Raw genomic sequence first — 15095 nt, 5'->3', positions numbered from 1 at the left:
GATGACCCGGATCAGTGTTTGTATGGCTACTTATAATGGGGAGCGATTTATCCGAGAACAAATTGAGTCGATTCTTCCCCAATTGGGATTTGATGATGAATTAATTGTTTCAGATGATGCCTCGACGGACAGTACGCTAACAATTATTCGTCAATTTGCCGATAACCGCATTCGCATAGTAACTAACCATTCCTCTCGGTCAGCAACTCGGAATTTTGAGAATGCTTTGCATCATTCTACTGGTGATATAATTTTCCTGTCTGATCAGGATGACGTCTGGTTCTTCAATAAAGTAAAAACAATGATGACCTATTTGCACAATCACGATTTGGTTGTTAGTGATTGTGATTTCATTGATGAAAAAGGCCAGCTACTTGGGGGATCATTTTTCGAGCACTTTCATTCAAATGCTGGCTTGTTGAAAAATTTTGTTAAAAATACCTTCTTAGGGAATTGCATGGCCTTTCGTCGTACTCTGCTTGACCGGGCATTGCCCTTTCCCAAAGAATTGCACGAGGCAACTCGCTATTTAGTTTACCAGGATGTCTGGTTAGGATTATTAGCAAACTCTCTTTTCCGGGTTGTATTTATACCTGAAAAACTATCCTGTTTTCGGAGGCATGCCAATAATGCCAGCCCTACTGAAATGACTGTTAGTAGCCCGCAGCCCTTAGGTCATAAACTTTTTGGAAGAATTCTTTTAGCCATTGCTCTGCTAAAACGAGTTTCAAATATTGCTTAAACCTAGATTATGCGTATTCTATTATATAGCATCAGCTATTCCCCTGAAGTAGCTGGATCTGGGCGCTTTAATGGTGAACTCACTAAGTGGCTTGCAGAACAGGGCCACCATGTTGACGTGATAACAGCTCATCCATACTATCCTGAGTGGAAGGTTAGGAGTGAATATCGGCATAAAGGTTGGTTTACCGAGAAAGCGGACAACCTGTCTGTTTTCCGGACCCCACTGTACGTACCCGAACACGTAACAGGGAAAACTCGAATTTTACATGAGTTGTCATTTGCAATCAACTCATTAGTGCATTGGTTAAGGGTATTATTTAGACGATATGATGTATTAATAGGCGTTTGTCCACCACTTCTGGCTGGCTGGGTGCCTTATATATTTAGCCGGCTCAAAAAAACGCCATTTGTATTCCATATCCAGGACTTGCAGGTTGATGCCGCTCGTAATTTAGGTTTAATTAAAAATAAACAGCTGCTCAGCTTCTTAGATAGCATAGAACGATATTTATTGCGTAATGCTGAATGTGTATCGAGTATTAGTGAAGGAATGAAACGTAATATCCTTTCTAAAGGAACACCTGCAGCTAACTATTTTATGTTAGAGAATTGGACAGATATAGATACAATGCGCCCTATTCCAGCTCAGGAATCTTTACGGACTGAATTAGGATTCAGCGGAACTGATAAAATAGTGCTTTACTCGGGTAATATAGGTGAAAAGCAAGGCCTGGAAATTTTGATCGAGGTCGCAGCCCAGCTAAGCCAATATTCAGACATAACTATTTTGGTTGTGGGTGAAGGTGTTGCCCGAAAAAAATTGGTTGAACAGGCAGAACAGAAGATGCTAAAGAATATACGTTTTTTAGCTCCAATACCTTATTCTGAGTTGCCCCGCATGCTATCTATTGCAGATATTCATTTGGTGATTCAAAAGCGGGCAACATCTGACTTGGTTATGCCGTCAAAGTTTGTAAACATACTATCTGTAGGTGGTGGTGCTATTGTTTCTGCTGACACTAATACCTCGTTGAGAGATATTATTGTTGATAATCAATTAGGATGGGTAGTTGAACCCGAACAAGCAGATAAGCTAGCCAATGAAATTCTTCTAGCCCTTCGCTCTCCTCAATTACATCAATACCGGCTCAACGCTCGAAAATATGCAGAAGATCATCTCAGCAAACAAGCTATTCTCCCTCGTTTTGAAGCAATGCTTTCAAAATTAGTAAATAGCTATTCGTAATGACCATAAGCCTATTTATGCTTAGCGAAAAATAACAGAATCATTTGCCAGAAAATTGGATTGTAACTCTGCCGATCCATTATATGTAATAGGGTCACCAGAACTCGTACCAATTGTGCGTGGAGTCAACAGAACAGAGCCAATGCCATTCGCGAAAGCTACATCGACAGTTATACCAACAATATCAACATAAGCAGCATTAGTCGTTGTTCTATCTAGTATGACAACAGTAACTGAAGTTGGGCTGAACAAACCATTATAACTTTGTGTGACCAGCAATTGGGCTTGAAAAGATAGAGTGGCAGCTGCCTGGGTGCCATAAGAGCCCGCTTCTACAACTCCGTCGATCCAGATACGATAGCTACCACCGTTTGTATTGTTAATGGTCGTAGGACTAGCTAATGAAAAACGTAGAATAGCTGTTGTTGAGCCAGTTGGTGTCTGGCCAATGGCAATGAAACTAGTGAAAAGTTGTCGGATACGCCCTCCTTTTTTTTCAAATGCCTGATCACTATTAAACTGCACATTATCGGCACGGCGAAGAAGGTTCTGGGAAATAACATTGCGATTGTCAGTAATATCAGTGCAAGTAATTACCGAATTATTCAAATAACCGTTAGCCACTTGTGTTCCTCCACCTACAGGAGCATGGTACATTACAAGTCGATTTCGTTCAGTAGGATTCGGTAAGCTAATCTGACATGTAAAGCCTTTTACTCCGCAATTTGTAACATCAATGAGCTCAGTAGCTGGGGACGTGTTATTCGCTAAAACCACTTTAAGTTCATTGTTCTCAAAACCTCCCAGAATGGCTTTTAAAACTCGCGAAAATGATTCGATGGTAGCCAGTATACGCAAATTTACGGTGTATCGTACGCATAGAATCGCAGTTTCGTTTGTACCTGCACTGGCAGTAAGTCGACTTATATAGCCCTGAAAATTGAGGCTATTAGTCCCTAGTAGCACCATAGCTGGTTGCCTCTTCTCATAATTTTGTAATGATGTACCAGTAATATCTACTACACCCATTGATCCGACTCCACTCGAAAGCGTCTGAAATGAACTCGATACCGTGAAACTTGTCCCTGTTTCTGATAGATCTCTTGTATAAGAGAAGATTACTGACGTATTTGCACGAATTAGACATTCGTGTATAAAAAACTCTTCACTACGAATATTGAGTAGACCAATCGAGCCAAACCCACCATTGGCTGAAGGTGTATCATTCATTTCGAAATAACAGTGGCGGATACCACAACTTAATCCACCATTATTGGTTAAAGCAAATAATACGCCGATAGTAGATCGACTGTTACGATCTGATGTTAAAAAGGAAAAATTCTCGCAACCCGATAGAGACGAGCCACTGAAATCAAAAATAGCTCCTCCGGTGCTACCAAAAATGATAGTATTCAAATAGGAACCACCATCACCCGTAAGCCAGATTCCATTAGTATTTGTCAGGTTGATTGGACTGGCGAGATAATAATAACCAGCCGGGAAATAAACAGTAACACGATAAATTGTTGCTGGGCTACCAGGCGCACTACGAGTTTTTGCATAGTCAATAGCTCGTTGAATAGCCGGTGAATCATTGGTAGCACCATCACCAATTGCTCCAAATTGAGCATCCTTTACATTAATAGGCATGTAATATGTATTTTATGGACAATAAGTACTTAATTGTGACGATAAGTAAAATAAACCTGTCTCCTATATGAATTGTTGCTTTTTATATATAATTTGATTTTTTTTGGATAAAATATTCAGAATATGAAAAATAATATACACACACTGACGCTTTGGGTTTTAACAAGTATTACGGCTTGGGCTCAAACTAATTATGTCGCCACAACCCCATCTTCAGCTACACCTGGCTCAGATAATACACTTGTGGGCGTAGGTGCTGGTAATTTAAATATGAGTGGTGCGAGTAACCTGTTCATTGGGCGTGGAACTGGTATTCAGAATATGAACGGTACACAGAATGCATTTGTGGGAGCTTCAGCCGGTAATCAGAATACAGCTGGACAAAAGAACTCATTTGTTGGGTACGGATCCGGCTACAGCAATACAACTGGTAATAATAATACATTTATCGGTTCAGAAGCTGGGTATACTAATGGTAGCGGTTTTAATAATGCATTTGTTGGGCAACGTACGGGCTATTTTAATTCTCAAGGTAGTAACAACTCTTTCTTCGGAACGGGTGCTGGTTACTCTAGCACACAGGGGAGTGATAATACCTTTATAGGCTCAGATGCAGGAGGAGGAAATACAACAGGAGGAGGAAATACATTTTTAGGCTCGTTAGCTGGGGCATCAAATGGGGGCGCCAATCAAAATACCTTTATTGGAAAAAGTAGTGGATTGAGCAATACAGGTAATAACAATACTTTTTTGGGTTACGAGACAGGGAAAACGAATACCATCGGTACCAATAACGTTTTTATTGGTCTTCAAGCTGGCCTGAATAACTCCACTGGTATCAGTAATGTATTTACAGGCTCATTTTCTGGATACTCGAATTCGACAGGAGGCTTTAATGTATTTGTCGGGCCAACAGCTGGAGCGAATAATACCACGGGGAGCTATAATATGTTTCTAGGTAATTCGGCTGCTAGTACGAATACCACAGGTAGCTACAATATGGCTATTGGTGATGGTGCTGGATTTAAGAATAATGCTAATCAAAATACATACATTGGTACTCATGCTGGATTTAATAATCAGTCTGGAAACAACAATGTATTTATTGGTCAAGATGTTGCTGGTGGGATTATTAGCGGTAGTAATAATACATTTATTGGCTGGCAAGCCAACAGTGCTGGTGCAAATGCTAGTAGCCTTACAAATGCTGGAGCTATTGGAGCTAATGCCCAAGTGTCAATATCTAACGCACTTGTTCTCGGTAATAATGCTAATGTTGGTATTGGCACCTCGGCTCCCGCTAACAAGCTGGAAATTACCCAGGGAACGGCTGGTAACAGCGGCTTACGGTTTACAAACCTCACCTCTGGATCAACGGCTAGTGCTCTTAACCAAACGAAGTTCTTAACTGTTAATGCGCAGGGTGATGTAATTCTGGGTAGCCTCGGAGGAGCACGAGTCGGTGCGGATGAAGGAACTGCTAGCTGGGAAGTAACCGGTGATAATATCCAGAATACGAATACGGGGGGTGTTGTGATCGGTCCTGGCGTCAGCAAGACGCCGGCTGGCTATCGATTATATGTAGCTGATGGTGTATTGACCGAGAAAGTGAAAGTGGCTGTTAAGAGCACCAATGACTGGTCTGACCGGGTGTTTGACCAAGGCTATCGGCTGAAAAGCCTATCGGAAGTGGAGTCTTATATTCATCAGGCCAAACATTTGCCAGGTGTGCCTTCAGCGGAAGAAGTTGTTAAAGAGGGTGTAGATGTTGGACAAATGCAGGCGAAACTACTCGAGAAAGTAGAAGAGCTTACACTTTATGTAATTGAGTTGAAAAAACAGAATGATGCTTTAAAACAGAAGAGCACTCAGTTAGAGAAACGTATCAATAAACTCCACTCTAAAGCCCGCAAGTAATATGAAGCTATTAACTATACTAGCGGGGTGCTGTCTAGCATTGAATAGCCAGGCACAGAGCCCTCCGAAAAACCTTCGGATTCAACTGAGTTATGAGAAGGCCGGTCAATACCTTCAGCAAGCTGTTGAAACCATAGAAGCTTCAAATACGATAGGTTTGGCCAGTACTGTCGACTATAAAGCGGGTCGTTCTATTACGCTGATGGCTGGTTTTGAAGCCAAATCGGGAAGTACATTTACCGCGAATATTCAGCCCGTTACTAGTGAAGGTGAGATTTCATTGCAATTGAAAGCATACCCTAATCCATTTGAGCATTCTACAAGAATTGATTATTACCTTCCTGCTGATGGAGTTGTCAACTTGTGGGTTATAGATGCGCAGGGTAAAATAGTCGGGCAGTTAATACAGGGAGAGAACCAATCAGCTGGTAAGCATCAAGTGGAATGGAAGCCTTCAGCTTTGGATGCAGGCATATATATACCCATTATTGAAGCCAATCAGCAGAAAGTGACTACTCGTATCGTAAAGAAATAATAGGAAACAACTTCATTCATAAAAAAGGCCCGTGTTTACTGCACGGGCCTTTTTTATGAATATCTATATCCTTTTCATAGTGCAATGTGTGAATGTGAAGAGAAAGACTGAACACGCAAACTCAAAAAGTAAGAGGGTTAGCAATAAAGACGAACTTAAGGCATTATTATTGTGAGTTCATTTTCTCACTCTACCCGACAATCAATGCATAATTGTTTAAGGTCAGGTTTCTTACACTACTTTGTTGGTATACTCACCGGTTTTGCTTCTTCCGCGCAGGCTCAATCAATCCGTCAACCTAATTATTACACTGCTGAAATAGGAACCTATGTATCTTCCTCGACAGAAACTCCATTTTGGTTAAGAGCGAATCAATATGGTATTGTTCCCAATAGGTCACCTTTGGTGACATTTCGGGCTGGTGTCTATAGTGGTTATGACACCACTCAACATAATACAGGAAGGTGGCATGACTCAAAGTATGATTTTGCTTATGGGCTTAATGTAGTTGTTAATGCGACTCAAAATCAATTAGCCTACGAACATAATGTGTTATTGCATGAGGCCTATGTAAAAGTACGTCGTGGTATTTTCGAACTTTATGTCGGCCGGCAGCGGGAAAAATTTGGCCTGGCTGATTCGACATTGTCAACAGGTTCATATGCCTGGTCAGGAAACGCAATGCCTGTTCCTAAAATCCAAATCTCTATTCCCGTTTTCACGCCAATTGGTTTTACAAAAGGCTGGGTCGCTGTTCAGGGTACGTTTGCACATGGCTATCTGGATGCCCAAGGGTATATTAAAAACACCATGCTGCACCAAAAGTCGTTGTATCTGCGTGTAGGCCGGGAGCGGGATCCTGTGCGGGTGTATGGAGGAATTAATCATCAGGCCGTTTGGGGAGGGCAGGCAACCGATCCTACGGGTATTCCAGGAACAATTCCGGTAGGTGGTAAACTCCCAAATGGTTTACTCAACTATCTGTACGTAGTGAGTACGATTAATTCGGGCCGTACGGATACGCAGCAATACACCTATTTTGATTTGACAAACCGGGTAGGTAATCACCTTGGTTCGGTCGATCTGGCCGCTGAGTTCGATCTGGTACGTCATACCTTATATATGTATAGACAAAATTTATACGAAGATGGCTCGTTGTTCTATTTACTGAATATAGCAGATGGCTTGAATGGCATTCGATTACGGCGGAATGATCCCAATGCAATTGTGCGGGATTTTCTGTTTGAGTTTTTGAATACAACCAGTCAAGGGGGGCCTGTATTTGTTCTTGATGATCCTGATAAGCGGGGGAAAGATGATTATTTTAACCATCAACAGTATCGGGATGGCTGGGCTTATCGCCAGCATACGATCGGCACGCCTTTTATTGCCCCTGCTCTTGGCGCACAAGATCAATACCCCTATGGAACATTCACCAGAAATAATAGAGTATATGTCTTTCATGTGGGGATGGCTGGAAGTCTGCCAATACAGGGAAGTCTGCTGACGAGCCCTATTGCGTATCAGGTGAAGTTGTCATTTAGTCGAAACTTAGGTACTTATGACAATCCTTTTCAAACTATTCGGAACCAGTTTTCGGGATATGCAAGTATAGTAGCTCCTTTAGACATTTTAGGGGGCATTGACCTGACCGGGAGTATTGCTACAGATGCTGGAACATTGTATCAGAATGGAGTAGGGGGATACATTAGCCTGAAGAAAAACTGGCAGGCCCGATAGAAGGATAGACTGCTTATTAAACCTATTAACAGATCATGTCAACAAATAGGATAAAAATCACTACATTGCGAGGCATTCTGATGAACCGTAGGATAATTTTAAGAAATGACGCCAATTTCAGGCATTATATTAGCCCTACTAGCGTGAATAAGTAGTAGACAGGTCCGCACATTAAATCAATAAATATGAGGCATCGTTATTCCATATTGTTCTTTCCGCTCCATGTAATAGTTGATTTCCTGAGCCTGAATGCGGCTTTTATTGGTGCGTATGGAATAAAGTTTGGAACAATTGATCCCGTTTTTGAACCACCTTATGCTACCTTATGGTGGGTTTTTAATTTGATCTGGTTAGCTGAAATTCTATTATTTAAGCCCTATATTTTTCCCCGTCAGCTATTTAAGGCTGACCATTTAATCAAAAAAATGTTTGTACTGATGGCCGTTCATATGGCTGTCATTGCCTTATATTGGGTTGCTGTTAAAGGGTATTATTATTCACGAGAGCATTTAGCCATTACTTATGGAATATTTGCCAGCCTGGGAATAGCCTTTCGGATCGGTGGGTTGATCTTTTTAAAGGAATATCGCGCCAGAGGGTACAATAACCGCAAATATATTGTGGTAGGGTACGGTAAATTGGCAACGACAATCCGCGGTTTTTATGACGCTCATCCTGAAATGGGATTCCATTTCTACGGCTATTTTGATGAACCCACAACCGATACCGCTAATTTGCTGAGAGGTGGTTACGATCAACTTCTTGAATATGTTCGTATTAATCAAATCGACTGTGTCTATTGTTGTATGCCTTACATTGATAATGGTCGCCTAAAGGATATTGTAGACGATGCTGAAGAAGTTGACTATCAGGTAAAACTTTTGGTTGACTTTAGAGGATTTCTGGCAAGGGGTGCTTCTGTTGAGTACCATGATATTCTGCCAGTACTGAATCTGTCGTCGCAGATGCTGGCTGATTTCCAGGTTAATACCCTTAAACGAGGATTCGATATCGCTTTCTCGCTGGGTGTACTGCTTTTTGGTGCTCCTATTTTTTTGGTAATGGCGCTTATAACCCGGCTAACCTCAGAAGGGCCGGTGCTTTATGCGCAGGAGCGTATTGGTCGTAATGGGAAGCCCTTCCATATCTATAAATTCCGTAGCATGTATATCAACGCGGAGGCTAATGGGCCAGTGTTGTCGGCAGGCAATCGTGATGGCCGTATTACATCGTGGGGATGGTTTATGCGTCAGACCAGACTGGATGAATTACCTCAATTTTTTAACGTACTCAAAGGGGATATGTCTGTAGTTGGGCCACGTCCAGAGCGACAGTTCTTTATTGACCAGATTGTTGAAGTAGCTCCTGAATATCGCACATTACTTAAAGTTAAACCAGGGATTACGTCTATTGGCCAAATCAAATTTGGCTATGCTGCTAATATTGAAGAAATGGTGCAGCGTTTACGATATGATCTACTCTATCCTGAGCGTCGGTCTTTCCTGTTTGACATGTGGATTATTGCCCAAACGGTTCGGGTGATGGTACAGGGCCGTGGTAAGTAGCTGCTAAAGCGGCTGGCACTAGTCCATCTTTTTTCTCTCTTTATGAGAATTTCCTTTTTCGGTATTTGTTGGCTGTGTTTTCTGGTTGGATGTACTTTTGCATCATACGGACAACGAATTAATCAATATTCGGCTGAAGTAGGTGGAATGGCTTCATCTGATCAAACGCCGTTCTGGTTACGTGCCAATCAATATGGTACAGTTCCTCTAACTACGCCATTCCTGCGTCTGAATGTCAATCTACATTCCGATTACCGGCCAACTGACAGCACAGGTTATCGCCCTAAATCAGATTGGGGGTACGGTTTAACTGTTGTAGCTAATGCTGGGCAAACCAGCCAGTTTTTACTCCCGGAAGCATACATCAAAGGCCGATTAGGGGCGTTTGAATTTTATGCTGGTCGTCGAAAAGAAATCGTTGGACTGGTTGATACACTCCTGACAACTGGGGCTTATGCGTGGTCAGGGAATGCACTTCCGATTCCTAAAATCCAGATTAGCCTGCCAACCTTTACACCGATTCCATTCACAAAAGGAGTTATATCTGTGTTAGGTGCCTGGGCACACGGCTGGTTCGAAAATTCGGACCGTTTAGTAAAGGATTCTTACTTACATCATAAATATTTCTATTTGCGAGTAGGTAAACCATCCTGGCGGGTTCGTCTCTACAGTGGATTTAATCACCAGGTTATCTGGGGTGGGTATGCTGATCCTAAAGTATTGGGTCCTGTTGTTGCCGTAGATGGAAAATTGCCATCGAGTTTACGATACTACCCGAACGTAATTTTAGGAACGAGGGGCAATGATTTCGCTACTGATAATAACCTTACTTCATTTGAAGATAACCGCATCGGCAATCATTTAGGCTCTCTCGATATAGCCGCCGATGTTGACTTCAATTCCTGGAACCTCTATATCTATCGGCAATTTCCATATGATGACGGATCGTTATTTTATGGGACAAACATTCAGGACGGGCTCAATGGGTTACGGATCAAGAACCTGACTGAGCCAACCGGATCAGCATTTTTCCTGCGTCAGTTTACATTTGAATATCTGTTCACAGGTAGTCAGGGTGGAGCTGAGTTTGTCATTGACGACCCTGAGCGCCGTGGACGTGATAATTATTTCAATCATAGCCAGTTTGTTGACGGCTGGACCTACTTTGGGCGTACAATAGGTACTCCCTTTTTAATGCCCAGAGCGGAAGTTAATCCGGATTTATCTACGTTTAGTAGCGCTATTGCCAATAACCGGGTTAGCGTGTTTCATGTTGGGTTTAGTGCTTTGTTGTTTAATGCAATCGATTTAACAACACGGCTGTCATATAGTATTAATGCCGGAACGTACGACATACCATTTGTCAATCTTCCCCGTCAGTTTTCGGGTTTACTAACTTTAGGGGTACCTATCAATATTTTGGGTGGTGCGGTAATTAATGGATCGATTGCGGCTGACGCCGGAAAATTACTGCCAGGAAGTGTTGGCGCTTATCTGGGTCTCAAGAAAACGGGTTTTCTGGGTGGCCAACCATCACGAACTAAACCAGTTACAAATCCGACGAGACGCTCAGTTCCTGAAACGCCGAACTACCGTTGGTAATAACAATTGACAGCCGCTTCAGATCGCCAGCTTTTTTTAGCTAATTTCGAACGAACGGGTATTATCTATAAGGTAGCTAGCTTTATTTTTGTGCGTAAATAATAAGTAGAGTAAGCGTAAAACATGTGCGTGAGGATGGTGCGGATGAACAAAATATGGAGTACAATAAGTGTATTAGTCCTGCTAAACCTTATTCTTTCCTGTGGCCAGAGTACACAGAAGCAATTGGATAAGTCAGCGAATGCCCTGCGCACTTGTGCCGATGAGCAAATACTAACATCCAACCAGCAAACAACGATTCGTCAGCAGATTAATGCCGATGAAAAGGCTCAGCAGATTGAGCGCATTTTTCAGCAGAAAGTTCGCGAGGGGTTAAATGGGAATGTGCTCGTGGCTCAGAAAGGCATGGTTCTCTATAAACATTGCTTTGGACTGGGCCATTTTGAACGAGGTGCCCGCGATACACTGGTCGAAGACTCTAAATTCCAGTTGGCATCTCTCTCGAAAACCTTTACCGCCGTTGGAACCCTTAAATTAATTGAGCTCGGTAAGCTTAATTTTGAGGATACCATTCAGAAATTCTACCCGGAATTTCCCTATCATGGCATTACCATTCGTCAGTTGCTGAGCCACCGAAGCGGCTTACCCAATTATCAATATGCCTTCGACGATAGTATGAAGGTGAATTTCTACAAAAAAGAGAAGCCATACCCGACCAATGCGACTATTATGCACTGGTTTGCAACGGTCAAACCAACACCGCACGCCTACAACGTACCGGGGAGAGGCTTTAGCTACAGCAATACCAACTACATGGTTCTGGCGTCCATAATCGAAAAAGTGACAGGCAAGAGCTATGAAGCCTATATTCATTCGGCAATTTTTGAGCCTCTGGGCATGCACCAGACCTTTGTTGCTACCACTAAAAACGACTCACTAAATTACCACCGGACCGCCGGTTATCAATGGAATAGGCGAATACCCAAAGATTATTACGACGATGTAGTAGGCGATAAAGGAATCTATTCGACAATTGGCGATTTGTTCCGTTGGTATCGGGCGCTTAACGGTGATTGCGTGTTGCAGAAAAAGACATTGAAAGAGGCTTTTATACCCCGAAGCTTCGAACGGAAAGGCGCGAAGAACTATGGGTATGGGTTTCGAATGATGTTGAACGACAGCAACCAACCTGAATTTATCTATCATTCAGGCTGGTGGAAGGGCTATAATACCATGTTCTGGTTTAGTCCCAAAGATGAGTATGTCATTATCATGCTCGGTAATAAGTATAATAAAACGGTCTATCGGGTCAAAGAACTCATTGATGTGTTGCATGGTGGTTCCAAAAATTCGGAGGTGACCGACGACGCTGAAGCCGAAATATGAGTAGAGCCGACCACCCGGTCGGCTTTTCTGTACTCATGAATGTCTGCTCATTGTTAACCCGTTGCCTTTTATGCGCGCCTTATTTGTTACGACGCTTTTGACTATGCTCCTTACGCAAACTGCCCGCTCGCAGGAAGTTCTGAAATTATGGCCCGATAATGCCATACCCAATGCCATTGCTGGCGTGCAGATTGACGAAAAAGCAGATCCCGGTAGTGATGGTATTATGCGTATCAGTAATGTGTCGGTGCCAACGCTTACCGCTTATTTGCCCGCCAAAGGAAAAGAGACAGGTGCAGCCGTAATGATTTGCCCCGGTGGCGGTTATTCGATTCTGGCGTCGGGACATGAGGGAGTCGATGTGGCTAAATGGTTCAATGAGATGGGCGTGACGGCTTTTGTGTTGAAATACCGCCTGCCTAATGAGAAAATCATGACCAATCAGCAGGAAGTTCCGTTGCTGGATGCTATGCAGGGCATGCTGCTGATTCGGCAAAATGCGGCCAAATATGGGATTGATCCCAATAAAATTGGTGTAATGGGCTTCTCGGCGGGTGGACATCTGGCCGCAACGCTTGCTACCCACTATCATCGGGGACCTAAAGCCAGTGAGCAATCCAAACCGAATTTCGCTATTCTCCTGTATCCGGTGGTAACCTTCGGTGATAAAGCGCACGTCGGTTCGCGGGATAAATTATTGGGTAAGTTGAATACCTCACCGGAGATGATTACTTACTATTCGAACGAGCTACAGGTAAGCAGCCAAACACCACCAACGTTTCTGGTTCACTCGGAAGACGATAAGGCCGTTCCGGTTGAAAACAGCATTAATTATTACCTCGCCTGCCTGAAAAATAACATTCCGGTTGAAATGCACCTTTACCCAAAAGGTGGACATGGCTACGGACTTCGCACCGCAAAATTCGGATCACTCAATACCTGGCCCGAAACCTGCAAAGCCTGGTTAATGGCCCTGACAGCTCCTAAACAGAATTAGCGTGTAGCTATTTCCCTATAAAGGAACCATAAGAGTAGCCATTCGCTACTAAGACTGGTGAGTGATTAACTTCGTACAGTTGAAGAACTGGCTAAGCAGGCACCGGATGCGTGTAGTGAGTGAGGTCAGGTTCTTCAACCTGACCTTTGCAGTTTAAGTAACCTCGCTATGTCGGTTTTAAGAAACCGATACCACATTACCGTTTAGTGCGTGAAGCCAGGTTTATTGACGAGAGGTCAAGTCTATTCAAGTGAGGTCAGGTTCTTCAACCTGACCTTTGCGGTTTCTTTAAACCGCCACAGCGAATCGTCGCCACTATGTCGGTTTAAAGAAACCGATGTCACATTACCACGAACAAAAGGCAATAACTTTTCCATCGACGTGAATAACGTCGTGTAGCCTTCCTGACATCAATAGATGGTTCGGCGTAGCCAAAAAGATCCTGCCATCGTGTGGTTGTTTGGCAATCGGGCGGACTGCAAATAGCCAAATCCACCCGGTAGTTGTCGCTAACCCACGAAAAACAACTGACATCCACCCCAATAAACGACGCTTAATAAAATAAGGTACGTTTAATAAATAGGCGATAACCATGATGATTTATGCCCAGCTGCATTCAATAACTTGCTGAATCATGGCGTGGCAACAAGCCCCGATGAATGCATATGCGAAAACTATCTACACAAACAGTAACGCTTTCTCTTTTATTACTGGTTGGCCTGTTCTGGCAATGCGAGGACATTCCGCCGGCAGCGTCCAGGCTGGTCTACGTGAGCGCCGACCAGAATGACATGGCCCGCCGGGTAACTACCGACTGCGCATTTCGGTATAACATCGCTAATACCTTTAAACGACTCAACAACGATGGGCAACGGGCGGCCATTCGGGCTGGGTTTGATCTGTGGCAAAAAGTCAATCCTAATCTCGGCTTTCTGGAATTACCGGAACGATCCGTGCTGGTGGTTAAGTTTGTCGATCCATCAGAAATACCCAATCAGACGGCTACGTCAACGGTGGGTTTAGTAAGAGGGGCGGCAACTGTGACTGGAGGGCTTCGTAAAGAAAGCAACGGGACCTACACCATTTTATTAAGCGACACCTACGACTGGAGCGAAACGGCGCTGACCAAGGCCATCGCTTACCATGCGGGTTTGTTTATGGGAATGGCCACCTCTACCGAATCGAGTTCGCTGATGTCGACGCTATTTGTCGGGCAATCAATTCGTGCTTCAAAAGCAGATTCCGCAGCAATCAATAAACTGTATACAACTACTTGCAAAGATCTTACTGTAAGCTATCTGCCGTTTACGCTGCAAGTAAATGGGCCAATTACTAAAACGGTCAAGTTAGATAAGCAGGGGACCATTTCAGTAAAAGCTACCGGACTCATCACTGTCGGTGTATTTGTTGGTATTACGGGGCCAGAAGGGAAAGATGGTCTATTTGGCTTTCCAATTCCTCAATATAGCATTGTACCAGACTTTCTCCATGCCTCCCTAATGTACAAACTCAACAATGAAGCGAACTGGCATTATTGTGGTAAAGAGTGTAGCTTTCCTACGACTGGAACACAATACGCTGATTTTACATTTGGGGTCAATGATCTCAATTTAACCGACAATACCGGTGCCTATACAGTAGTCGTGGATTACGTGAAATAACCTGAATTACCTTCCTCCTAGTTAGCCTTCTTCTGTTCCGTGAACTGCCGAT

General features: G+C 43.2%; 11 protein-coding genes. 10 read left to right on the top strand and 1 reads right to left on the bottom strand.

Features of this window, described 5'->3' with window-relative positions; all coding sequences use genetic code 11:
* The first annotated feature begins 1 nt into the window (after position 1).
* Together GJR95_RS38315 and GJR95_RS38310 are read left to right on the top strand one after the other, a co-directional pair.
* A complete protein-coding gene (locus GJR95_RS38315; protein ID WP_162390886.1) occupies positions 2-742 on the top strand; it encodes a glycosyltransferase family 2 protein in 741 nt (246 codons plus the stop codon).
* Between the two features lie 9 nt (positions 743-751).
* Positions 752-1990 carry a WcaI family glycosyltransferase gene (locus tag GJR95_RS38310; protein WP_162390885.1) on the top strand — a complete coding sequence of 413 codons (1239 nt, stop codon included), beginning with the start codon at positions 752-754 and terminating at the stop codon, positions 1988-1990.
* 21 nt (positions 1991-2011) lie between these two features.
* On the opposite strand, the gene GJR95_RS38305 is transcribed toward GJR95_RS38310, so the two are convergent.
* Positions 2012-3640, bottom strand: a complete 1629-nt coding sequence (locus GJR95_RS38305) for a glycosyl hydrolase family 28-related protein (RefSeq protein ID WP_162390884.1) — start codon at positions 3638-3640, stop codon at positions 2012-2014.
* Between the two features lie 123 nt (positions 3641-3763).
* On the opposite strand from GJR95_RS38305, the gene GJR95_RS38300 reads away from it, so the two are divergent.
* From GJR95_RS38300 to GJR95_RS38265, 8 genes are all read left to right on the top strand, one after another.
* Positions 3764-5557: a beta strand repeat-containing protein gene (locus GJR95_RS38300; protein ID WP_232541001.1), complete on the top strand. Its 1794-nt coding sequence runs from the start codon at positions 3764-3766 to the stop codon at positions 5555-5557.
* A gap of 1 nt (position 5558) precedes the next feature.
* On the top strand, positions 5559-6092 hold the full coding sequence (locus GJR95_RS38295; protein WP_162390883.1) for a T9SS type A sorting domain-containing protein: 534 nt from the start codon (positions 5559-5561) through the stop codon (positions 6090-6092).
* Between the two features lie 204 nt (positions 6093-6296).
* Complete coding sequence (locus GJR95_RS38290; protein WP_162390882.1) at positions 6297-7832, top strand: capsule assembly Wzi family protein; 1536 nt, start codon at positions 6297-6299, stop codon at positions 7830-7832.
* A gap of 185 nt (positions 7833-8017) precedes the next feature.
* On the top strand, positions 8018-9397 hold the full coding sequence (locus GJR95_RS38285; RefSeq protein ID WP_162390881.1) for a sugar transferase: 1380 nt from the start codon (positions 8018-8020) through the stop codon (positions 9395-9397).
* Between the two features lie 42 nt (positions 9398-9439).
* Positions 9440-10999, top strand: a complete 1560-nt coding sequence (locus GJR95_RS38280) for a capsule assembly Wzi family protein (RefSeq protein ID WP_162390880.1) — start codon at positions 9440-9442, stop codon at positions 10997-10999.
* A 123-nt stretch (positions 11000-11122) separates the two neighbouring features.
* Positions 11123-12385: a serine hydrolase domain-containing protein gene (locus GJR95_RS38275; protein WP_394369975.1), complete on the top strand. Its 1263-nt coding sequence runs from the start codon at positions 11123-11125 to the stop codon at positions 12383-12385.
* Positions 12386-12455: 70 nt separating this feature from the next.
* Positions 12456-13382, top strand: coding sequence for an alpha/beta hydrolase (locus GJR95_RS38270; protein ID WP_162390879.1), 927 nt, complete (start codon positions 12456-12458; stop codon positions 13380-13382).
* Between the two features lie 665 nt (positions 13383-14047).
* Positions 14048-15043 carry a matrixin family metalloprotease gene (locus GJR95_RS38265; RefSeq protein WP_162390878.1) on the top strand — a complete coding sequence of 332 codons (996 nt, stop codon included), beginning with the start codon at positions 14048-14050 and terminating at the stop codon, positions 15041-15043.
* Positions 15044-15095: the final 52 nt, after the last annotated feature.

The sequence above is a fragment of the Spirosoma endbachense genome (assembly GCF_010233585.1).
Lineage (GTDB): Bacteria > Bacteroidota > Bacteroidia > Cytophagales > Spirosomataceae > Spirosoma > Spirosoma endbachense.
The sequence above is the reverse complement of the archived record's forward strand: the minus strand, read 5'-3'. Positions and strand labels throughout refer to the sequence as shown.